Origin of the sequence: Kribbella sp. VKM Ac-2569 (assembly GCF_004216905.1) — a bacterium.
Lineage (GTDB): Bacteria > Actinomycetota > Actinomycetes > Propionibacteriales > Kribbellaceae > Kribbella.
In genome coordinates this window covers 138,824-159,746 of the sequence record NZ_SGXJ01000001.1, presented here as the reverse complement: position 1 = coordinate 159,746, position 20,923 = coordinate 138,824, and the positions used below count along the sequence as shown (strand labels likewise).

Genomic DNA, 20,923 nt, shown 5'->3' with positions numbered 1-20,923 from the left:
GATTCAGTGCATTGGTTGGAACTCGTGGGTCGCGGCCCAGGTGGAGACGCGGTGCCCGAGCCGGTTGCCGTCGTCCATCGCCTGACGGAAGTGCAGACCCAGCCAGATCCTGGCGTTCTTGGTCTCCGCGTCCAGCGCCGCTGCGGTTTCGTAGTGGCGGCTCGTCGAGGTGACCGAGGACGAGACGTCGATGTCGATCGAGCTTGCTCCGAAGAGGCGGCTGAATGTCTCCGATGCGGCGCCGGTGAGGCAGGCGTGCCCGCTCACATAATCCGGGTACGGCGGTGTCGCGACGAGCGGGCTCCAGGTGGGATCGGCTGCGGTCGCGGGGTTGCCGTCGGTGTCCGCCAGCCGGATCGCGGTGATCGGTCGCCAGTACGCGTAGTCGTACTTCGCCCGCCAGCAGGCGATCACAGCATCGGAGGTACTGGTGTTGAGGAGCGCGAAGGCTCGCGCGGTCCGGACGATGTCCATCCCGCTGCTCGCCGTCCGGTCCCGTAGCGCCGCGTTGTACTGCACGGGCACGGGCGCGTTCCAGAACAGTGCGGTTTGGGTCTGTTCGGGGGTCCGGGACGACCCGACGCCGGCGCCCGTCGCTTTCACCTCGGCGAAATCACGGGCGTAGGCCTTCGACGTGATCGGGTCGGGACCGGGCAGCCGTACCTGGGTCGGCGACTTCAGGGCGAGCGGCCGTACGAAGCCGAGCCAGGGAGCAAGCATCGGCGCGAGGAGTTCCGGGGTCGGGCGCCACACACCCGGAGCAGGCGTGACGTCGAGCGTGATGGGCGCGCCACGCCCGTCGTTCGTCCGTGCCGCGATCAGCGACGCTGCCGCGGCCTCGCCAACTCGCTGCCCACGGCTCTTGGCGGAACCGTCGGGGATGCCGCTGAGCGAGGCGGCGTAGTCGGAGGCGAGGTTCGAAGCGGAGGCAGGGAAGTAGTTGCTCAGAACGCGGTACGCCGCCGTGGCGGCCGCGGCTTCGGTCGACGCCTTGCCGTGGACCGAAGGTTGTCGCAGGTACGGCCGGTAGCGTCCCTCGATCGCCACCACTGCGTCGTACACGGCGATCGAGACGAAGCCGTAGTACAGCGTGCCGACCGGGACCGGGGTGGCGTTCTCGGTGAAGATGGTGCGGGTGGCGATCGTGTTCCAGGTGGTGACGACCGCGGGATCGGAACGGCGGGCCGAAGCGTCGGCCGGAACCGTGACGGCCGAGGTGGCGAGTCCGGCGACCAGCACGACGGACGTGGCAAGAGCGTGTTTGAAGCGCACAGGTATCTCCTTCAGTCGAAAGTCGAACGACTTGCGCTGAAGCAACGTTGTGCGCTGCTGGAGGGGGTCAGCGAGTCAAGCCCTCTTCATCCGGCCTAACACTCGTGGTCTAGCGCGGTCAAGCATCAAGCGTTGGCTCTGCAATGCGCTGCGGCGGCGTCGGATAGAGTCGCGACGTCAATCGACGGCATCAGCAGGAACCCGGTGTGAGTCCGGGGCGGTCCCGCCACTGTGACCCGTGAAGGGGAGTCAGGAACTGCCGCCGTCGTACCTGAAGTCGGGGCGTGGATACCCCGGGAAGGAACGCGTGCGCATGCCTGCGAAGCTGCTGTTGCTGTCCACTGCCGACACCGATCTGCTGGCGGCCGCCGCCGCCGATGCCGGGTGGAATGTTGCGAACCCGGCCCGGCTCGAGCTCGCCGGTCTCGGACCGCTGCTCGACGACGCCGAGATCGTCGTCGTCCGCCTGCTCGGTGGGCGCCGTGCGTGGGAGGACGGGCTCGACGCGGTCCTCGCCTCGGGGAAGCCCGCGGTGGTCGTGAGCGGCGAGGCCGCACCGGACGCCGAGCTGATGTCGCTGTCGACCGTGCCCGCCGGTGCGGTCACCGAGGCGCTCGCCTACCTGCGGGAAGGCGGCGCGGACAACCTCCGCAACCTGGCCGGCTTCCTGCGCGACACGCTGCTCCTGACCGGCGACGAGTTCGAGCCGCCGCACGCGCTCCCGACGTACGGCGTCCGCGGGTCCTTCGTCGACGACGACCGGCCCGTGGTGGGGATCGTGTACTACCGCGCGCACGAGATCTCCGGGAACACCGCCTTCGTCGACGCGCTCGCAGCGGCGGTCGCCGATGCCGGCGCGCAACCACTTCCGGTGTACTGCGGGACTCTTCGCGGGCTCGACCCGGCGGAGAATGTCGGGCTCTTCGATCTACTGCGGAAGTGCGACGTACTGGTCACCACTCTCCTCGCCGCAGGCGGCGCCGTGGCGGCGAACGCGAGCGCGGGCGGTGCGGATGACGCGTGGGATGCGGGCGCGCTGGCGTCGCTCGACATCCCGCTGATCCAGGGGCTCGCGCTGACCTCGACCCGCGAGCAGTGGGTGGAGAGCGACGCGGCCGTCAGTCCGCTGGACGCGGCGACGCAGGTGGCGATCCCGGAGTTCGACGGGCGGCTGATCACGGTCCCGTTCTCGTTCAAGTCGTACGACGCCGACGGTCTGGCGCGGTATGCGCCGGACGCGGAGCGGTGCGCGCGGCTGGCCGGGATCGCGGTCGCGCATGCCCGGCTGCGGCACGTTCCGCCGGCCGAGAAGCGGATCGCGCTGGTGCTGTCGTCGTACCCGACCAAGCACGCGCGGATCGGGAACGCGGTCGGGCTGGACACTCCGGCGTCGGCGGTCGTCCTGCTCGGGCAGTTGAAGGACGCCGGATACGACCTGGGCGACCTCGATCTGAGCGAGCTGCAGGGAGCGGACGGGGCCGACGGGCTGATTCACCGGCTGATCGCGGCGGGTGGGCACGACGTCGACTGGCTGACGGACGAGCAGCTGGCCAACGCGGTCGCCAAGGTCCCGCTGTCCACGTACGCCACCTGGTTCGGCCGGGTGCCCGAGTCGTTGCAGGAGGCAATGACCGGGGCGTGGGGCGAGGCGCCGGGGGAGTTGTACGTCGACACGTCGGGTGACGAGCCGGCGATCGCGCTCGCGGCGCTGCGGTTCGGGAACGTCGCACTGATGATCCAGCCGCCGCGTGGCTTCGGCGAGAATCCGGTCGCGATCTACCACGACCCGGACATGGCGCCGTCGCACCACTACCTGGCGGCGTACCGTTGGCTGGAGGCGTCACCCGACGAGGGCGGGTTCGGCGCGCAGGCCGTCGTACACCTCGGGAAGCACGGCACGCTGGAATGGCTGCCCGGCAAGGGGATCGGGATGGCGGCCGGCTGCGCGCCAGACGCCGTACTCGGGAACCTGCCGATGGTGTACCCGTTCATCGTCAACGACCCCGGCGAGGGGACACAGGCGAAGCGGCGGGCGCACGCGACGGTCGTCGACCACCTGGTGCCGCCGATGGCGCGGGCCGAGACGTACGGCGACATGGCGAAGCTGGAGTACCTGCTCGACGAATACGCGACCGTGTCGGCGCTCGACCCTGAGAAGGTGCCGACGTTGCGGGCACAGATCTGGACGCTGATCCAGGCGGCGCAGCTGCACCACGATCTGCACACGTCGGAGAAGCCGGAGGACGACGACTTCGACGAGTTCGTGCTGCATCTCGACGGATATCTGTGCGAGATCAAGGACGTGCAGATCCGCGACGGGCTGCATGTGCTGGGCGGGGTGCCGGCCGGTGAGGCGCGGGTCAACCTGGTGCTCGCCGTACTGCGCGCTCGGCAACTGTGGGGCGGTTCGTACTCGATCGCCGGTCTGCGGACCGCGCTGGGAAACACGTTCGGAGTGGACGAGGCCGAACTGCTCGCCAACCCCGGGGCAGCCGTCGACCTCGCCGACCTCGCGACGCTGGCCGATCTGCCGGCGGTCAGTGGCGCGGACGGCGTCGACATTCTGGAGGCCGTTGCACGGAAGCTCGTGGTGGGGATGGAGACGCTGAGTTGGGACGCGGCGAAGGTCCCGGTCGTGGTCGGCGAGGTCCTCGGCCGGACTTCCCAGCAGGTCGAGGCTTCGTTGACGTTTGCTGCGACCGAGGTTGTGCCGCGGCTCGCGCGGACCGGAGACGAAGTGGCGAACGTGTTGCGTGCGTTGGACGGCCGGTTTGTCGAGGCTGGGCCGTCCGGGTCGCCGACTCGTGGGCTGGTGAACGTGCTGCCGACCGGCCGCAACTTCTACGCGGTCGACCCGAAGGCGATCCCGAGCCGGAACGCCTGGGACGTCGGTGTCGCGCTCGCCGACTCGCTGCTGCAGCGGCACCAGGCGGAAACTGGGGAGTGGCCGCGGTCCGTCGGCCTCACCGTCTGGGGTACGTCGGCCATGCGCACGCAGGGTGACGACCTCGCCGAGGTGCTCTGGCTGCTCGGCTGCCGCCCGGTCTGGGACGAGGCTTCGCGACGCGTCACCACCTTCGAAGTGGTCGGCCTGGAGGAGCTCGGCCGGCCGCGGATCGACGTGACGATCCGGATCTCCGGCTTCTTCCGGGACGCGTTCCCACACGTAGTCACGCTGCTGGACGAAGCGGTGCGCACGGTCGCCGCCCTGGATGAAGATGCTGCTAGCAACTACCTGCGCGCGCACGTGGAGGCAGACGTTGCTGCGGGCAATGACCTGAGGCAGTCGACAGCGCGGGTGTTCGGCTCCAAGCCCGGTTCGTACGGCGCCGGTCTGCTGCCGCTCGTCGACGCGCGGAACTGGCGTACCGACGCCGAGCTGGCGGAGGTGTACGCCGTGTGGGGCGGGTACGCGTACGGCAAGGATCTCGACGGCGCCGAGGCCCGCGGCTCGATGGAACGCGCGTACGCCCGGATCCAGGTCGCGGCGAAGAACGCGGACACCCGTGAGCACGACATCATGGACTCCGACGACTACTTCCAGTACCACGGCGGCATGATCGCGATGGTGCGGCACCTCACCGGGGCGAACCCGAAGGCGTACGTCGGCGACTCCGCCGTACCCGCACAGGTTCGCACCCGGACCTTGGACGAGGAGGCGAAGCGCGTCTTCCGGGCCCGCGTGGTGAACCCGCGGTGGATGGCGGCGATGCGGCGGCACGGGTACAAGGGCGCGTTCGAGATGGCCGCGACCGTGGACTACCTGTTCGGGTACGACGCGACCGCGGGCGTCGTCGACGACTGGATGTACGAGTCGCTGACCACGGAGTACGTCGCCGATCCGGAGATGGCCGAGTTCTTCCGCAAGTCGAACCCGTGGGCACGGCACGGGATCGCGGAACGGCTGCTGGAGGCGGCGCAACGCGGGTTGTGGGCGGAGCCGTCGGCCGAGGCGCTGGAGACGCTGCGAAACGCAGTCCTTGAGACGGAGGGTGACATCGAGGACCGCGGCTGATTGGGTAGACGTATGCCGTCTGAGCCGCTGAGGGTCCTGATCACCAACGACGACGGGTATCGGGCCCCAGGGATCCGGGCGCTCGCGCCGGCGATCGCCGAGCTCGGGTACGACGTACTCGTGGTCGCTCCGATGATCGACGAGAGCGGCGTCGGCTCCGCGCGGGCCGGGATCGTCGACCGGCCGATCCGGACCGCGTCCGACGTGGAGAACGGCGTGACGTTCGTCGGGATCGAAGGCACCCCGGCAGTCGCGGTGACGCTGGCGCAGGCCGGCGCGTTCGGCCCGCCGCCGGATCTGGTGCTGTCGGGGATCAACCGGGGAATGAACATCGGCGTGTCGATCTTCCACTCGGGCACCGTCGCAGCGGCCCTGACGGCGGCCGAGACGGGTACGTCGGCGGTTGCCGTCAGCCTCGACGCGGACGCCCCGGAGCACTGGGCGACCGCGGCGACGATTGCGGGCGAGGCGCTCGGGTGGGTCGCCGGCGAGCCGGCCGGGACGGTGCTGACGATCAACGTGCCGGACCGTCCGCTGGATCAGCTGGCCGGTGTACGGCACGCGTCACTGGCCGTGAACCGGCGTACCCGTCTCGTCGCCACGACAGCTCCGTCAGGCGAACCGATGATCGCCCTGGAGCGCTACCCCCAGGCCGCCACAGTCCCTGGCACCGACGAGGCCCTGCTGTCCGAAGGCTTCGTGACGGTCACACCGATCGTCGGCATCCGCGAGGTCCGCGACGACGCCGCCGCGACCGCTTTGGCGAAGCGCCTGATGCAGTAGGTCCGCTGCCTGGTCAGAGGAGGCCGGCTGCTACCAGGTACTTCCCGACGCGTGCGACCTCGTCGGCGTCCAAGGGGATCTGGGGTGGCGCCATCACGCCGTACTTGATCACGCCACGCAGTTGCAGCGCCGCCTTGAAGGCCCCGAGGGCGGAGGAGCTGGTGCCCATCCGGGCCGGGTCGCCGACCCCGATCAGTTCGAACAGCCGCACCAGCCGTTCCTGCTCGGCCCGCGCGTCCTCCCATTCGCCTGCGGCCGCGTGGCCGTAGAGCTTGACGTAGCCGTGGGGATCCACGTTGCCGAGCCCCGGGACCACTCCGTCGGCTCCCATCCACAGCGCGTTGTCAACGGTCAGCTCGGAGCCTGTGAGCACGCTGAAGTCGGTGATGTCACCCCGGTCGCGCGCCCTCAGGACGACGTTGCGCAGACCGCCGTCGTCGCCGCTGGAATCCTTCAGACCCGCCAGTACTCCGTCGGCCGCGAGCTGCAGCACCAAATCTGCGCCGAGCTTGGAGTGCACCGATACCGGTAGGTCGTAGGCGAACACGGGGAGCCCCGCGGCCGCCGCGACCATCCGGAAGTGGTTGTCGATCTCCGCCGGATGGGTGCGGGTGTAGAAGGGCGCGGTGACGACGATGCCGTCCACACCGGCCGCGACCGCCGTCCGGACGTGGTCGATCACCCGCAGGGTCGCCATGTCGATGACACCTGCCAGCACCGGCAATCGGCCTGCCACGTGGCCCACCACCGTGTCGAGCACCACCCGGCGATGTCCGTCCGGCAGGTACGCCACCTCGGAGGTGGAGCCGAGGACGAACAGGCCGCTCACTCCGCCGTCGATCAGGTGGTCGACCAGCCGGACCAGGGAGGCGGTGTCCACCCGGTGATCCGGCGTGAACGGCGTACAGACAGGTGGGATGACGCCGGTCAGGCGGGCGGGCAGGGTCATGAACGCTCCAAAGCTTGGGTGATCAGGTCATCGGTGGACTCGCGCGCGACCACGGGGTGATAGCAGCGGAACAGGTGCGCCGGGGCGGCGGCATCGGACTCGAACTCGGGCATCGAACCGGAGCAGGTGTCGTCGGCCTTCCAGCAGCGGGTCCGGAACGGGCAGCCGCTCGGCGGCCGGGTGGCCGACGGCACCGGCCCGACCAGCGGGATCGGGTCGATCGGCGAGATCAGGCCGGGGGTCGCCGAGAACAGCGCGCGGGTGTACGGATGCCGCGCCTGCCGGGCGATACCGGCCGCCGGTGCCTGCTCGACGATCCGGCCGAGGTACATGGTGACCACCCGGTCACTCATCCGGCGGACGGTCTGGATGTCGTGCGAGACGAACACCATGGCCAGGCCGAGGCGTTCCTTGAGGTCCAGCAGCAGGTTGAGGATCTGCGCCCGCACGGAGACGTCGAGAGCGCTGGTCGGCTCGTCGGCGACCAGGAGCGACGGCTCGAGTGCCAGTGCCCGGGCGATCGCGACGCGCTGTCGCTGGCCGCCCGACAACTGGCCGGGCAGGGCGTCGGAGACGCTCCGCGGCAGCCCCACCAGCGCCATCAGCTCCCGCACCCGTTCGTTGCGCTGGGCAACGGTGCCGTGACGGTGCACGTCGAGCGGATCACGCAGTACCCGATGAACGGGCAGCCGGCGATTCAGTGCCGTCGAAGGGTCCTGGAAGATCATCCCGGTCCCGGCGCCGATGGCCTCGCGGCGTTCGGCCGGTTTCATCGACCAGATGTCCTGGCCCCGGAACGAGGCCCTGCCCTCGGTCGGTCGCTGGACACCGACCATGACCTTGGCCAACGTGGACTTCCCGCAGCCGGACTCGCCGACCACGCCGACGGTCTCACCGGCGGCGACGGTCAGGTCGGCCCCGGTCAGCGCATAGACCCGGTCTCTGCTGAAGAGACCACCGGACCTGGCTCGGTGCACGACGTGCACGTCCGACAGTTCGAGCACCGGCTCTGTCATCGCAGCGCCTCCTTCTCCAGCGGCTCGGGAAGGTCGAGGGTGACTGCCGGGTGATGGCAGGCCACCAGATGCCGCGCCGGGCGGCCCGTCAGTTCGGGGGCGGTGTCGCGGCACAGATCGGTGACCATCGGGCACCGGTCGGCGAATCGGCACCCGGCAGGGAAGTCGGCCGGCGAGGGCACCACGCCACGGATCTGGGTCAGCCGGGCCGCGCCGGACTCCAGGGACAGGACCGATCCGAGCAGGCCACGGGCGTAATGGTGCGCGGGCTCGCCGACCAGGTCCGCCGTGACACCGGTCTCGACGATCTGACCGCCGTACATCACCACCACCCGATCGGTGACGTCGGCGACCAGTGCCAGGTCGTGCGACACCAGGATCAGGGCGAAGCCGAGTTCGGCTCGCAGCCGCAGCAGCAGCTGGATCACCTGCGCCTGCACGGTGACGTCGAGTGCCGTGGTCGGCTCGTCGGCGACGATCAGCTTCGGTTCCCGGGACAACGCCGTCGCGATCAGCACCCGCTGGCGCTGACCACCGGACAGCTCGTGCGGGTAGCTGGTCAGGGTGCGCTCGGGATCCAGTCCGACCAGTTCCAGCAGGTCTGCCGGAGTACGCCGTCCGCCGCGGCGAACCACCTGCTTCAACTGCGCCTTGATCGTCATCGCCGGGTTCAGCGAGGACAGCGCGTCCTGGTAGATCATCGCCATGTCGTGACCGAGCAGCCGGCGCCGCTCCGAGCGCCGCAGACTCAGCAGGTCCTTGCCGTCGAACCGGATCCGGCCACGGATCCGGGCGCCCCGCGGCTCCAGCCCCATCACGGCGAGCGCGGTCAGCGACTTGCCGCAGCCGGACTCGCCGACCAGACCGAGCACCTCGCCGGGCCGTACGTCGAAGCTGATCCCGTCGACGACGTCCACCCCGTCGTGCCGGCCTTCGAAGCCGATCGCCAGCTGCTGGACGGACAGTATGGGTTCACCGTCCGGCAAGGGCCGCGCTCGTTCCCGCAGCCGCGTCGCCGCCAGGTCCAGACCGGGAAGCTCGACGAGTTCGCCGGAGCCCGGCTGCGCGCTCTCCAGCGCGTCCTTGACCTGCTTCTTGCTCGCGGCCCGACGCCCGCCCGGCGCCGCCCACGCGTCGGAGACGGCCTCGGACAGGATGTTCAGGGACAGCACGGTGATCAGGATCAGCAGTCCCGGGAACACCGTCGCCCACCAGCCACCCAGCAGCACCATGTTCTTGCCGTCGGCAATCACCGAGCCCCAGGAAGGCTCCGGCGGTCGCACCCCGGCCCCGATGAAGGACAGCGACGCCTCGAAGACGATGGCGTCGGCAACCATCACCGTGCAGAACACCAGCACCGGAGCGGCACAGTTGATCGCCACGTGCCGGAGCAGGATGTGCGGGGTGCGGGCGCCGATGATCTTCTCCGCGACCACGTAGTCCTCGCCGTACTGCGCGAGCACGTTGGCGCGGACCACCCTGGCGACGGGCGGCGTGTAGAGGAAGGCGATCGCGATCACGAGGACCGGGACGGATCCACCGAACACCGCCACCAGGACGGCGGCCAGCGCGATCCCGGGGAATGCCATCACGACGTCGAGGAGCCGCATCACGGTCTCGTCGACCGCCTTGCGGGAGGTGGCCGCGACCGCTCCGACGATCGCGCCCGCGGTCAGTGCGAGCGCGGTCGCGCCGAGACCGATCATCAGCGACCAGCGGGCGCCGTACACGAGCCGGGTGAAGATGTCACGGTTCGCGCTGTCGAGCCCGAACCAGTGCGCCCCCGACGGGCCGCCGCCGGCGTCCTCCTGCGTCAAGATGTCGTACGGCGTCAGCAGCGGAGCGAGCACCGCGGCCAGGATCACCACCGCGAGGACCGCGACAGCGAGCCAGGCCGCCGGCGGCAGCCGCTTGAAGTTGATCCCCGGACGGGAGAGTTGCCCGGCCAGTCGTGCGCGCATCACGCAGCGCTCCTCAGTCGCGGGTTGACCAGCAGGTACAGCACATCGACGACGAGGTTGACCACCACGAAGCCGACCGCGATGGTCAGTACGACGCCCTGCACCACGGCCGGATCACCGTCGCGGACGGCATTGATCATCAGCGTGCCCATCCCCGGCAGCGTGAAGATCTGCTCGATCACGACGGCTCCGCCGAGCAGGTACCCGATCCGCAGGCCGAGCACGGTGAGCGGGTTGATGAGCGCGTTCCGCAGAACATTGCGTCCGACCACCACGACCGGCGGCAGGCCGCTGCCGATGGCGGTCCGGACATAGTCCTTGTCGAGCTCCTCGACGACCGACGTACGAATGATCCGGGTCAGTTGCGCGGCCACCGGCAAGGACAGCGCCAGCGCCGGCAGTGCCATCGTCCGCAGCCAGGGCGCGATCCCGTCGGCCGGATTCACGTAACCGCTCGGCGGAAACCAGCCGCGGTCGACGGCGAGGTACTGGATCATCAGTAGTGCGAGCCAGAACGAAGGCGCGGCCACGCCGATCAGTGAGACCAGACGGATCGCCTGGTCCGGCCAGCGGTCCCTGAAGATCGCGGCGACGACACCGAGCAGCAAGGCCAGCACCAGTGCGATCAGCAGTCCCAACAGGGTGAGCTGGAACGTCAGGGGCATCGCGGTGGTGACCGACTGGAGCACCGGCGCCTTCGTCAGCACGCTGGTGCCCAGGTCGCCGTGCAGCAGGTCACCGACGAAGTGCACATAGCGCAGTGGCAGCGGGTCCAGCAGACCGTTCTCCTGCCGGAAGCTGTGCAACTGCTCCTCGGTCGGGTTGGCGCCCTGGAAGTACGCGACCGCCGGATCGTTGTTGGAGAACCGCATCACCAGGAAGACGAACGCGATGATGCCGAGCAGCAACGGAACCAGCAGCAGCAGCCGGCGAACCAGCATTCTGACGATGACGGCCACAGTCGGTTACCTCAGGCCCGCTTCGCCTGCAGCAGGTTGATCCCCGGATAGGGCTGCGCCTTGATCCCGCTCAGCTTCTTGGAGTCCCAGGCCGTCATCAACTCGGTGTGGACGACGGGATACAGCACCGCCTGTTCGGCGACCAGATCGAGGTACTCGTGGGTCAGCTTGGTCCTGGTGTCCGCGTCGGTGGCCCGGACGGCCTCGTCCATCTTGGCGAAGATCACCTTGGCGCCGGCACTGGTCTCCCAGCGCGTGTACTTCATCCACGATCCACCCTGGGTGTAGTTGTAGCGAAGGATCAGGTCCGCGTCGGCGCCGAACTGGTTCGGGTTCGACGCCGCCGCGACCACCTGGTAGTCGGCGTGCTGGTCCATCTTGGTGAACACCGCTGCGGTGTCCTGCGGCTCGAGCGTGGTCTTCACGCCGATCGCGTTCCAGGAGGCGGCGATGGTCGGCAGGCAGTCGACGATCCAGCTCACGTTCACCGCGAGCAGGTTGATCGACAGGTTCGTCACGCCGGCCTCGGCGAGCAACGCCTTGGCCTTCGCCGGGTCGTAGCTGTAGACGGTCTTCGCCTTGGCGTAGGCCGGGTTCTCCTCGTTCAGGAACGACGTACTCGCCTTGCCGCGGCCCTTGAGCGCGACCTCGATCATCTTCTGGGTGTCGATCGCGGTGAACAGCGCCTGCCGGACCCGGACGTCGTCGAACGGCTTGGTCGCGGTGTTGAACATCAGGAACAGGTGGTTCATCCCCTTGCCGCCCTCGACCGTGAGGCCCGAGGTCTTCAGTTGCTCGATGTTGGCGTACGGGATGTTGTCGGAGAGTTGCGCCTCGGCGCTGCCGCCGGAGATCTTCGCGACCCGGGCGGAGGAGTCGACGATGCTCAGCCAGTTCATCTTCTTGAACGCCGCCGGGCGGGGGCCGTTGTAGTCCGCGAAGGACTCGAAGGTGGTGTTCGACTTCGGCTGGTGCGAGACCTGTTTGTAGGGACCGGACCCGACCGCCTTGCCGTTCTTGGCCAGGTCCCAGGCTCCGGCCTGGGAGAAGACGTGCTTGGGCATGATCTTCGCGATGGTCAGCCGGGGCGCCCCGTCGGGGAACGGGAAGTTCAGGACCAGTTCCACGGACTTGTCGTCGACCTTCTTGACCTCCTTCAGCCAGCTGGCGAAGAAGTTGTAGGTGAGCACCTTCAGCTTCGGGTCGAGGATCCGCTGGAAGGTGAAGACGACGTCGTCGGCGGTGACCGACTCGCCGTCGTGCCACTTCGCCCCGTCCCGCAAGGTGAACTTCCAGGAGGTGGCGTTCAGGTCGGCCGGTACCTCCGTGCCCAGAGCGGCGTACGGCTGCCGGGTGATCGGGTCGGTGTCGAGCAGGCCCTCGTAGATGTGCTGCATCGCCGCCATCGTGAAGGCGGAGGCACTCATGGTCGGATCCCAGCTCTGGTTGTTCCCGTAGCCGATCACCGCGGTGACCAGGCCGGTGTCCGCTCCGGCGCCGACGGCTCCGGTCGAGGCGGGGCCGCTGCTGCAGGCCGACAATCCACCAGTGATCGTCGCGGCTGCGCCGAGCGCACCGGAGTACTTCAGGAACGAGCGGCGGTCGAACCCTGTTTGGTTCACGATGCCTCCAGCGGCAGGGGGTGTGGCGGAGCTTCAGAGGAGGTAGGTTATGGGACGTACTACGTCCTACGTCCTATGAGTGCCGACCTTAAGAGTCTGTTTCCGGGTCGGTCAAGACCGGAGGAGACACCGATGGCTGGTCGCCTCAAGCCGAAACGCAGTGACGAGCTCGCCAACGCGATCGCCGACCTGATCATCGAACGCAATCTGGAGCCCGGCGCCGCGCTGCCTCCCGAGAGCGTGCTGATGGACGACTTCAGCGTCAGTCGCAACTCGGTCCGGGAGTCGCTCAAAGCCTTGCAGGCGCTGGGGATCGTCGAGGTCCGGCACGGCTACGGAACCTTCGTCGGCTCGGCCAGCTCGGCGGTGTTGCACCCTTGGCTGCTGTTCCGCACCCGCTCGTCCGGCAGCAGCACCGAGCGGCTGCGGGAACTGCTCGAGATCCGGGAGATCCTCGAGACCGAGCTGACCCGTCGCGCCGCTGGAACCGGCGACGGCGAGCTCCAGCAGAAGCTGTCCGGCTGCGTCGAGCGGATGCGGGTCGAAGGCCCGGACGCGGCGACCGCGGACCGCGCGTTCCACGAGCACATCTGCGACGCGGCCGGGGTCCCGCTGGCCCGCGAGCTGGTCGGCCTGTTCTGGGACGTCTACCGGGCCGTCGAGACCGACCTGGAGACCGTCGCCGGGTCACCAGGCGAAACCGCGGCGCGGCATCAACGCGTGGTCGACGCGATCGCCTCGGGTGATGCCGACCGGGCGGAAGAGTCCGTCCACCTGCACTTCGGCGAGGTCCGCGCCCGCCTCGGCACCGGCCCGTACCGAAGCCGGCCGGCCGATCAGTAGCGGACCGGATGGTCTGCCCGCGTGCGGTCGCCGTTGAGGCAGGCCTTGATCATGGCACACGGTACGTGGTGAGGCCCACGTGACCGGGGTGCGTTGTGGCGCGGGCGGATGTGCCATGATCGGGCCGACGGTTGTGGAGGAACACCGGTGACCAGCGTGCTGGGAGTCCGGGGCGGTCCCGCCACTGTGACCGGGAGCCATGAGCATCAACGTGGCCCGGAAGCCAGGACATCTGCTGCCGTCCGCAGGCTCGCGATTGTCGTGCGCCGGCGTACCGGCCGTAGCGGGCGTGGATACCCGCTCGACGAAAGGGACCACCGCCGATGCGGGCTCCGTTCAGCGGACCGTCGAACTCGTTCCCGTTCACCGCGATCGTCGGAATGGACGATCTCCAGCTCGCGCTGATCCTGGCGGCGATCTCGCCGGCCATCGGCGGCGTGCTGATCCGCGGCGAGAAGGGTACGGCGAAGTCGACCGCCGTCCGCGCCCTCACCGAGATCCTGCCCCCCGTGGACGTCGTACCCGACTGCCGCTTCTCCTGCGACCCCGACCGTCCAGACTCGTCCTGTCCTGACGGCCCGCATGCGGGGGAGCGGTCGGTGCGTGCCGCGCGGTTGGTGGAGTTGCCGGTGGGGGCGACCGAGGATCGGGTGCTCGGGTCGCTGCATCTGGAGAAGGCGCTCGCGGAAGGCATCACGGCGTACGAGCCTGGTCTGCTCGCCGCGGCGCATCGCGGGTTGCTGTACGTCGACGAGGTCAACCTGCTCCACGACCACCTGGTCGACGTGCTCCTCGACGCCGCCGCGATGGGGCGCGCGACCGTCGAGCGGGACGGCGTCTCGGTCACGCACCCGGCGCGGTTTGTGCTCGTCGGCACGATGAACCCCGAGGAGGGCGAGCTCCGGCCACAGCTCCTCGACCGGTTCGGGCTGACCGTCGACGTGGTCGCCAGCCGCGATCCCGCCGTACGCGTGGAGGTGATGCGCGCGCGGCTGACCTATGAGGCAGATCCCGAGAACTTCGTCGCCCGGTACGACGGTGCGCAGCGGGAACTCGCCGAACGCATCGTGAAGGCGCGCGACCTGCTGACCGAGGTGATCCTGACCGACTCGGCGCTCCGGCAGATCGCGGAGATCTGCGCGTCGTTCGACGTCGATGGGATGCGCGCCGACCTGGTCACGGCACGTACGGCGGTCGCCCACGCAGCCTGGTCGGGCCGCACCGTTGTCGAGGTCGACGATGTCCGCGCCGCCGCCAAACTTGCCCTCCCACACCGCCGGCGGCGGAACCCCTTCGACGCCCCCGGCCTGGACGACCAGCAACTCGAAGAAGCAATCAACAACAGCACCCCACCCGAAGACCCCGACGACGACCCGTCAGACCCCACCGACCCTGGCGGGCCGGGCGGCTCAGGCGGTTCAGAAGGGGATGGCGCGGACGGATCGTACGAGCAGGCGGACGCCGCCACGCCATCCACCGACAGTCAGCCCGGTGGTACTCAACCCACCGGGAGTGGTGAGGTTGTGGGGAGTTCTGCGCCGTACAAGGCTCGGCTGCTGAGTGTTCAGGTGGCTGGGGCCGGTGTCGCGGGGCGGCGGTCGCGGGCGATCACCGAGGTAGGGCGTGTTGTGGGCGATCGCGGTCGGGTCGGGCGGGAGGCTGGCAGGCCGCATCTGTTGGGGACGATGCGCAACGCAGCGCCGTACCAGAAAGTTCGCGGGCGGAGCGGCCCAGGGCTGGTGGTTCGGGCGGACGACGTGCGGCTCGCGGTGCGGGAAGGGCGGGAGGGAAATCTCGTGCTGTTCTGCGTCGACGCCTCCGGTTCGATGGGGACGAAGAAGCGGATGGGTGAGGTGAAGACCGCGATCGTCTCGCTGCTCCTCGACGCGTACCAGCGCCGCGACACGGTCGGCCTCGTGACGTTCGCCGGTGCCGCCGCGACGGTCGCGCTGCCGCCGACGGGCAGCGTCGAGACCGCCGTACGACGGCTCGAATCGCTCCCGACCGGTGGACGTACGCCGCTTGCCGAAGGGCTGCTGCAAGCGGCCGAGGTACTGCGGATCGCCGCGATCCGCGACCCGCGCCGGCGCCCGCTCCTCGTCCTTGTGACCGACGGCCGCGCGACCCACGGCGACAATGCGTTCGCCCGCGCCCGCCAGGCCGCCGGATGGCTGGCGCAGCGCGGGATCGCGACCGTCGTGGTGGACTGCGAGCCGCGCCGCGGTATCCGTCTCGGCCTCTCCGCGGAGCTTGCCGCGGACCTCGGAGCGGAGTACCTCGACCTCGGAGACGTTGTCGCAGGCAACCTCATCCGTACGGTCACCGAACGGAAGGCGGCCTGAGATGCCGAAGGGACAGCCGGTCGCCGTACCGGAAGACGGCCTGACCACCCGCCAGCGTCGCAACCGTCCGCTGCTGATGGTGCACACCGGCGAGATGAAGGGGAAGTCGACGGCGGCGTTCGGGATGGCGCTGCGGGCCTGGAACCAGGGCTGGAACCTCGGGGTCTTCCAGTTCGTGAAGAGCGCGAAGTGGAAGGTCGGCGAGGAGGGCGCGTTCAGGGCGCTTGGCCGGCTGCACGAATCGACCGGTGAGGGCGGGCCGGTCGAGTGGCACAAGATGGGCGAGGGCTGGAGCTGGTCCCGCAAGGCCGGCACCGAGGAGGACCACGCCGCCGACGCGGTCGAGGGCTGGCGCGAGATCCAGCGCCGGTTGGCCGCCGAGACCCATGACCTGTACGTACTCGACGAGTTCACGTATCCGATGAAGTGGGGCTGGGTCGACGTCGACGAGGTCGTCGACACGCTCGTCAACCGTCCCGGCCACCAGTACGTCGTGATCACCGGCCGCGACGCCGATCCGAAGCTCCTCGAGGCCGCCGACCTCGCCACCCAGATGACAAAACTCAAGCACCCGATGGACGCCGGCCAGAAGGGCCAGAAGGGCATCGAGTGGTAACCCGGGAAACCACGATGATTCCGCGGGTGGTGGTTGCGGCACCGGCTTCGGGGGCGGGGAAGACGACGGTTGCTGTCGGGTTGATGGCGGCGTTGCGGCGGGCCGGGCATGTGGTGGCCGGGTTCAAGGTGGGGCCGGACTACATCGATCCCGGGTTCCACGCGGTCGCGACCGGGCGGCCGGGCCGGAACCTCGATCCGATGCTGTCGGGGGAGGAACTGGTGGGGCCGCTGTTCGAGCACGGTTCCGCCGGTGCGGACCTGGCTGTGGTCGAGGGTGTGATGGGGCTGTACGACGGTGCGCTCGGGACGGAAGGTTTCTCGTCCACGGCCCACGTCGCGAAGTTGCTGAAGGCACCGGTGGTGCTGGTGGTCGACGCATCGGCGGCGGGTCGGAGCGTCGGGGCGGTCGTCCAAGGTTTCGTTGCCTTCGACACCGAGATCCGCATCGTCGGGGTGATCTTGAACAAGGTGGGTTCGGACCGGCACGAGGCCGAAGTACGAGCCGGGGTCGCGCCGACCGGCGTACCGGTCCTGGGCGTCCTCCGCCGCGACACCCGCCTGACGGTCCCCAGCCGCCACCTCGGCCTGATCCCAGCCAACGAACAACACACCCAAGCCGAACAAGCCGTAGATGCCGCCGCAGAACTGGTCCGCCAAGGCGTAGACCTACAAGCTGTCATCGCCGCTGCCAACTCCGCCTCACCCCACAGCACCACTCCTTGGACCCCAACCGTCGAGCTCAACCCCAACGCGGGGGCACGGCCGGTGGTGGCTGTCGCGGCGGGGCCGGTGTTTTCGTTCCATTACACCGAGACGACCGAGCTCCTCACCGCCGCTGGTGCGGATGTCGTCACCTTCGACCCGCTCGTCGACGCGTTGCCCGAGGCAACCGCTGCTCTCTACCTCGGTGGCGGCTTCCCCGAGCTGCATGCCGAGGCGCTCTCCGCGAACGTCGAGCTGCGCAAACAAGTGGCCGCCGCGGTCGCCAACGGTCTCCCTGTGATCGCCGAATGCGCCGGCCTGCTCTACCTCTGCCGCGAACTCGACGGTCACCCGATGACCGGCGTACTCCCGGCGACGGCCCGCATGACCGGCCGCCTCACGCTCGGCTACCGTACGGCGATCGCCGCGACCAGCACCGCGTTCTTCGACGAAGGACGGCGGGTGCGCGGCCACGAATTCCACCGCACCGCGGTCGACCTCGAGGCCGACGTACAACCGGCCTGGCATCTGCCCAGCGGCGTCGAAGGAATCACCCTTCCCCACGTCCATGCGTCGTACCTGCACCTGCACTGGACCGCTACCCCAGATGTCCCGGCCCGCCTGGTCGCCGCCGCCCGCGAGCGCGCCCGGTGAACCTCGTAATCGGCGTCGGACTCCGCACCGGTACGCCGTACGCCGAACTGCAGGACCTAGCGACCACAGCCCTCCACGAACTCGCGGGCGAGGTCCGACTGGTCGTCACGATCACCGGCAAGGAGAACGAGCCCGCACTGCAACAGCTGGCCGCGCAGCTAGGCGCAGAGCTCCGCACCTTCTCGAACGAGGAACTCGCCGAACAGCCGGTACCAACCCCGAGCGCCCAGGTCGAGCAGCTCAAAGGAACCCCGAGCGTCGCCGAAGCAGCTGTCCTCGCAACCGGCGCCCAGCTCCTCATCCCGAAACGGCAAACCCCCAACGCCACCATCGCGATCGGTGTGCAGCGGGCGGCTGGGTATGACGTGCGGGATCGCGCGGTTGTGCAGCGGGTGATTGCTGAGCGGCGTGACGTACGGCGGGGATTCCTGGACCTGCCGGTTGACGACGCGACGCTCGGGCGGGTGCTGGAGGCGGCGCATCGGGCGCCGAGTGTCGGGCTGAGCCAACCGTGGGACTTTCTGGTGATCCGCGACCTCGCGACCCGCCGCAAGGTGCACGATCTCGCGACCGCGCAACGGGACGCGTTCGCCGCATCCCTCCCCGAGGACCGGCGCGCCGCGTTCGACGGACTCAAGATCGCGGCGATCCTGGACACCCCGCTGAACCTCGCGGTGACCTGCGATCCCGGTCGCGGCGGACGGCACGTCCTCGGCCGGCATGCGGATCCGCGAACGACCATGTTCTCCGCGGCGATCGCGATCCAGAACCTCTGGCTCGCCGCCCGCGCCGAGGGCCTCGGCGTCGGCTGGGTCTCGTTCTTCGAACCCGGTGAGGTCGCCGCGGTCCTCGATCTGCCCGCCCACGTCGAACTGGTCGGCTACCTGTGCGTCGGGTACGTCGACGAGTTCGCCGCGGCGCCCGAACTCGTGCGTTCCGGATGGGCGAAGCGGCGCCCGCTGTCGTGGGCGATCCACCACGAGGAATGGGGCCGCCGCGACACGTCGATCGTCGACGACGCCCGGCAGGCCGCGCAGAACGCCGTACCGGCGACTGGTCAGCGGGTCCACGTGATCGTCGGCGGCGACGCGAGCCAACTTCAACAGTCCGATGCGCTGGTCGTCGATCTGCGGGCAGACCGCCCGCCCGCCGACTTCGGGGTGTTGTGGCGGCCGGCGCGCACACCCGCCGAGGCGGTCGAGTTCGGCGTCGAGATCGCCCGCGACCTCGCGCTGCAGGGCGTCGGGCACCTCGCCGTACAGCTGGATGAGAACTCGGAGCGTGCCGAGTCGCTCGCTCGCGGTCTACAGGTCGGTGCGTCGGCCTGTGGTCTGACACACTCCACGACATGACTGCAGTTATGTACGTGCCCGCGTTTTCGATGAAGCAGCGTGTGACGCTGATGGCGAACAAGTACGAGCTGATCGCCACCAACCCGGACGGCACCGACGGGGCGCTGCTCGCGTTCGCGCAGCAGAAGCGGATGGCGTTCAAGGAGCAGGTGACGTTCTACAGCGACGACACCAAGACCCAGCCGGTGTTCTCGTTCAAGGCCCGCAAGACCATCGACCTCGGGTCCGGGTACGACGTGTACGACGCCGACGGGCAGGCGATCGGCTGGTTCAAGAAGGAGTTCGGCAAGAGCCTGCTCCGGTCCAGCTGGCAGCTCAGCGCGGCGGGCGTCGAGGCGGACGGCACCGAGCGCAACCAGACGATCGCGATCGTCCGGCGGGTCTGGGACTTCGTGCCGTTCATCGGCGAGATCCCGCTGCCGTTCATCTTCCACTTCGACTTCACCGACCGGTCCGGCGGGCAGCCGGTGCTGTCGGTTGAGCGGAAGATGTCGGTCCGCGACCGCTACCGGGTCACCGTCCAGGACGAGCGCCTCGACTTCCGCGTCGCCGCCGCGATGACGGTCGCCCTCGACGCGCTGCAGTCCCGCTGAGTCGTCGGCGTACGACCACGGTCGTACGCCGCCCTCACTCTTTCGGGTGAACCTACCCTGAGTGGGCTTGGTTCCGGTCCGGCCCGGTGCGACGCTGTATCCATGGGCGTAGCACAGCGCAGTCGACGGTGGTTGGTTCCGGTCACGGCAGTCGCGGTGATAGCGGGGGTGGGGACACTCGGACCAGTGGTCGCGGATGCCTCGCCGAAGCTGCCCGGGATCTCCGCGCAGGACCTGCTCGCGAAGGTACAGACGGCGAAGGTCGACGGCCTGAGCGGCACAGTCCGCTCGGACGCGGACCTGGGCCTGCCGGCCATCCCCGGCGCGCCGGCCGGTAGCGAGCAGTTGACCGAGATGCTGAGCGGTCAGCACACCGCGCGGGTTGCGTTCGCGAGCCCGGACAAGGCACGGGTCTCGGTGCTCGACAACCAGGCCGAGCGGGTCTGGACCACCGACGGCAAGTCCGCGTGGGCCTACGACTCGTCCAGGCGCGAGGCCGTGAAGCTGACGGTCCCCGAGCACAAGACGACGAAGCCGGAGAAGGCGGTGCCGTCGTACGACCCGCAGGCGGTCGCCAAGCAGTTCCTCGACGCGATCGACCCGACCACCAAGGTCGAGGTCAGCGGTACCGAGAAGGTCGCCGGCCGGGACGCGTACAAGCTGCGCCTGGTGCCGAAGACCGACAAGACGACCGTGGGTTCCGTGACGCTGGCGATCGACTCCAAGACCTGGGTCCCGCTGGACGTGACGGTGATGCCGCGGACCGGCAACGACCCTGCGCTCGAGGTTGGCTTCAGCACGGTGTCGTTCGACGTACCGGCGGCGAGCACGTTCACCTTCACCCCGCCGCAGGGTGTGAAGGTCACGGACAAGAAGGTGCCGTCGCAGGACCGGCCGAAGCGGGTCGCCCCGAAGCAGGTCGAGCCGAAGCAGGTCGAGCCGAAGCAGGTCGAGCCGAAGCAGCTCAAGCCGGGTACGGCGAAGGCCGGCGAGCCGACCGTGATCGGTGAGGGCTGGGAGAGCGTCGCGATGATCCGCGGTGCGCAGACCGCCCAGCTGACCGGGAACGGGCCGCTCGCGCAGCTGCTCGCGAAGGCACCGACGGTGTCGGGCACGTGGGGTAAGGGCAAGGTGCTGACCAGCAGGATGGTGAGCGCGTTGATCACCGACGACGGCCGGGTCTTCGTCGGCCTGGTCACCCCGGACACCCTGCAGGCCGCCGCGGCGAAGGCCCCCCGCTGA

General features: G+C 69.3%; 15 protein-coding genes and 2 riboswitches. Of the genes, 9 read left to right on the top strand and 6 right to left on the bottom strand.

Features of this window, described 5'->3' with window-relative positions; genetic code table 11:
* Nucleotides 1-3: 3 nt before the first annotated feature.
* Nucleotides 4-1,272 (bottom strand): vanadium-dependent haloperoxidase, encoded by a 1,269-nt coding sequence (locus EV649_RS00730; RefSeq protein ID WP_130379442.1) that lies wholly within the window; start codon nt 1,270-1,272, stop codon nt 4-6.
* Nucleotides 1,273-1,409: 137 nt separating this feature from the next.
* Nucleotides 1,410-1,551, top strand: a riboswitch (cobalamin riboswitch).
* Between the two features lie 34 nt (nt 1,552-1,585).
* Between EV649_RS00730 and cobN the strand changes: the two genes are divergently transcribed.
* Complete coding sequence (gene cobN, locus EV649_RS00725; RefSeq protein WP_130379440.1) at nt 1,586-5,287, top strand: cobaltochelatase subunit CobN; 3,702 nt, start codon at nt 1,586-1,588, stop codon at nt 5,285-5,287.
* Between the two features lie 12 nt (nt 5,288-5,299).
* On the top strand, nt 5,300-6,070 hold the full coding sequence (gene surE, locus EV649_RS00720; RefSeq protein WP_130379438.1) for a 5'/3'-nucleotidase SurE: 771 nt from the start codon (nt 5,300-5,302) through the stop codon (nt 6,068-6,070).
* A gap of 13 nt (nt 6,071-6,083) precedes the next feature.
* Here the strand turns inward: surE and EV649_RS00715 are convergent, their stop codons facing one another.
* Genes EV649_RS00715 through EV649_RS00695 form a run of 5 tightly spaced genes read right to left on the bottom strand, consistent with a single transcriptional unit; the run spans nt 6,084 to nt 12,577 of the window.
* Nucleotides 6,084-7,019 (bottom strand): dihydrodipicolinate synthase family protein, encoded by a 936-nt coding sequence (locus EV649_RS00715; RefSeq protein WP_130379436.1) that lies wholly within the window; start codon nt 7,017-7,019, stop codon nt 6,084-6,086.
* The gene (locus tag EV649_RS00710; RefSeq protein WP_130379434.1) at nt 7,016-8,035 is read right to left on the bottom strand and encodes an ABC transporter ATP-binding protein; all 1,020 of its coding nucleotides are present in this window, start codon (nt 8,033-8,035) and stop codon (nt 7,016-7,018) included. Before EV649_RS00710 ends, EV649_RS00715 begins: the two co-directional genes overlap by 4 nt.
* Nucleotides 8,032-9,996, bottom strand: a complete 1,965-nt coding sequence (locus EV649_RS00705; protein WP_130383449.1) for a dipeptide/oligopeptide/nickel ABC transporter permease/ATP-binding protein — start codon at nt 9,994-9,996, stop codon at nt 8,032-8,034. The genes EV649_RS00710 and EV649_RS00705 overlap by 4 nt, the downstream gene beginning before the upstream one ends.
* Entirely contained in the window at nt 9,996-10,955 is a 960-nt protein-coding gene (locus EV649_RS00700; protein ID WP_130379432.1) for an ABC transporter permease, read from the bottom strand. The genes EV649_RS00705 and EV649_RS00700 overlap by 1 nt, the downstream gene beginning before the upstream one ends.
* A gap of 11 nt (nt 10,956-10,966) precedes the next feature.
* A complete protein-coding gene (locus EV649_RS00695) occupies nt 10,967-12,577 on the bottom strand; it encodes an ABC transporter substrate-binding protein (protein ID WP_241997631.1) in 1,611 nt (536 codons plus the stop codon).
* Between the two features lie 132 nt (nt 12,578-12,709).
* Between EV649_RS00695 and EV649_RS00690 the strand changes: the two genes are divergently transcribed.
* The 7 genes from EV649_RS00690 (at nt 12,710) to EV649_RS40685 (ending at nt 20,923) form a co-directional block, all read left to right on the top strand.
* Nucleotides 12,710-13,420, top strand: a complete 711-nt coding sequence (locus EV649_RS00690; RefSeq protein ID WP_130379428.1) for a FadR/GntR family transcriptional regulator — start codon at nt 12,710-12,712, stop codon at nt 13,418-13,420.
* 91 nt (nt 13,421-13,511) lie between these two features.
* Nucleotides 13,512-13,675, top strand: a riboswitch (cobalamin riboswitch).
* A gap of 68 nt (nt 13,676-13,743) precedes the next feature.
* The gene (locus EV649_RS00685; RefSeq protein ID WP_130379426.1) at nt 13,744-15,762 is read left to right on the top strand and encodes a putative cobaltochelatase; all 2,019 of its coding nucleotides are present in this window, start codon (nt 13,744-13,746) and stop codon (nt 15,760-15,762) included.
* 1 nt (nt 15,763) lies between these two features.
* Nucleotides 15,764-16,378, top strand: a complete 615-nt coding sequence (gene cobO / locus EV649_RS00680; protein WP_130379424.1) for a cob(I)yrinic acid a,c-diamide adenosyltransferase — start codon at nt 15,764-15,766, stop codon at nt 16,376-16,378.
* 14 nt (nt 16,379-16,392) lie between these two features.
* On the top strand, nt 16,393-17,736 hold the full coding sequence (locus EV649_RS00675; RefSeq protein ID WP_130379422.1) for a cobyrinate a,c-diamide synthase: 1,344 nt from the start codon (nt 16,393-16,395) through the stop codon (nt 17,734-17,736).
* Entirely contained in the window at nt 17,733-19,088 is a 1,356-nt protein-coding gene (bluB, locus tag EV649_RS00670; protein ID WP_130379420.1) for a 5,6-dimethylbenzimidazole synthase, read from the top strand. Before EV649_RS00675 ends, bluB begins: the two co-directional genes overlap by 4 nt.
* Nucleotides 19,085-19,681 (top strand): hypothetical protein, encoded by a 597-nt coding sequence (locus EV649_RS00665; RefSeq protein ID WP_241997630.1) that lies wholly within the window; start codon nt 19,085-19,087, stop codon nt 19,679-19,681. Before bluB ends, EV649_RS00665 begins: the two co-directional genes overlap by 4 nt.
* 186 nt (nt 19,682-19,867) lie before the next feature.
* Nucleotides 19,868-20,923, top strand: a complete 1,056-nt coding sequence (locus tag EV649_RS40685) for a hypothetical protein (protein WP_157996142.1) — start codon at nt 19,868-19,870, stop codon at nt 20,921-20,923.

What these genes read in the sequence shown, in the direction of transcription:
- cobN (WP_130379440.1), top strand. Translation starts at nt 1,586, where the DNA reads ATGCCTGCGAAGCTGCTGTTGCTGTCCACTGCCGACACCGATCTGCTG.
- surE (WP_130379438.1), top strand. Translation starts at nt 5,300, where the DNA reads ATGCCGTCTGAGCCGCTGAGGGTCCTGATCACCAACGACGACGGGTAT.
- EV649_RS00715 (WP_130379436.1), bottom strand. Translation starts at nt 7,019, where the DNA reads ATGACCCTGCCCGCCCGCCTGACCGGCGTCATCCCACCTGTCTGTACG.
- EV649_RS00710 (WP_130379434.1), bottom strand. Translation starts at nt 8,035, where the DNA reads ATGACAGAGCCGGTGCTCGAACTGTCGGACGTGCACGTCGTGCACCGA.
- EV649_RS00705 (WP_130383449.1), bottom strand. Translation starts at nt 9,996, where the DNA reads ATGCGCGCACGACTGGCCGGGCAACTCTCCCGTCCGGGGATCAACTTC.
- EV649_RS00690 (WP_130379428.1), top strand. Translation starts at nt 12,710, where the DNA reads ATGGCTGGTCGCCTCAAGCCGAAACGCAGTGACGAGCTCGCCAACGCG.
- EV649_RS00685 (WP_130379426.1), top strand. Translation starts at nt 13,744, where the DNA reads ATGCGGGCTCCGTTCAGCGGACCGTCGAACTCGTTCCCGTTCACCGCG.
- cobO (WP_130379424.1), top strand. Translation starts at nt 15,764, where the DNA reads ATGCCGAAGGGACAGCCGGTCGCCGTACCGGAAGACGGCCTGACCACC.
- EV649_RS00675 (WP_130379422.1), top strand. Translation starts at nt 16,393, where the DNA reads ATGATTCCGCGGGTGGTGGTTGCGGCACCGGCTTCGGGGGCGGGGAAG.
- EV649_RS00665 (WP_241997630.1), top strand. Translation starts at nt 19,085, where the DNA reads ATGACTGCAGTTATGTACGTGCCCGCGTTTTCGATGAAGCAGCGTGTG.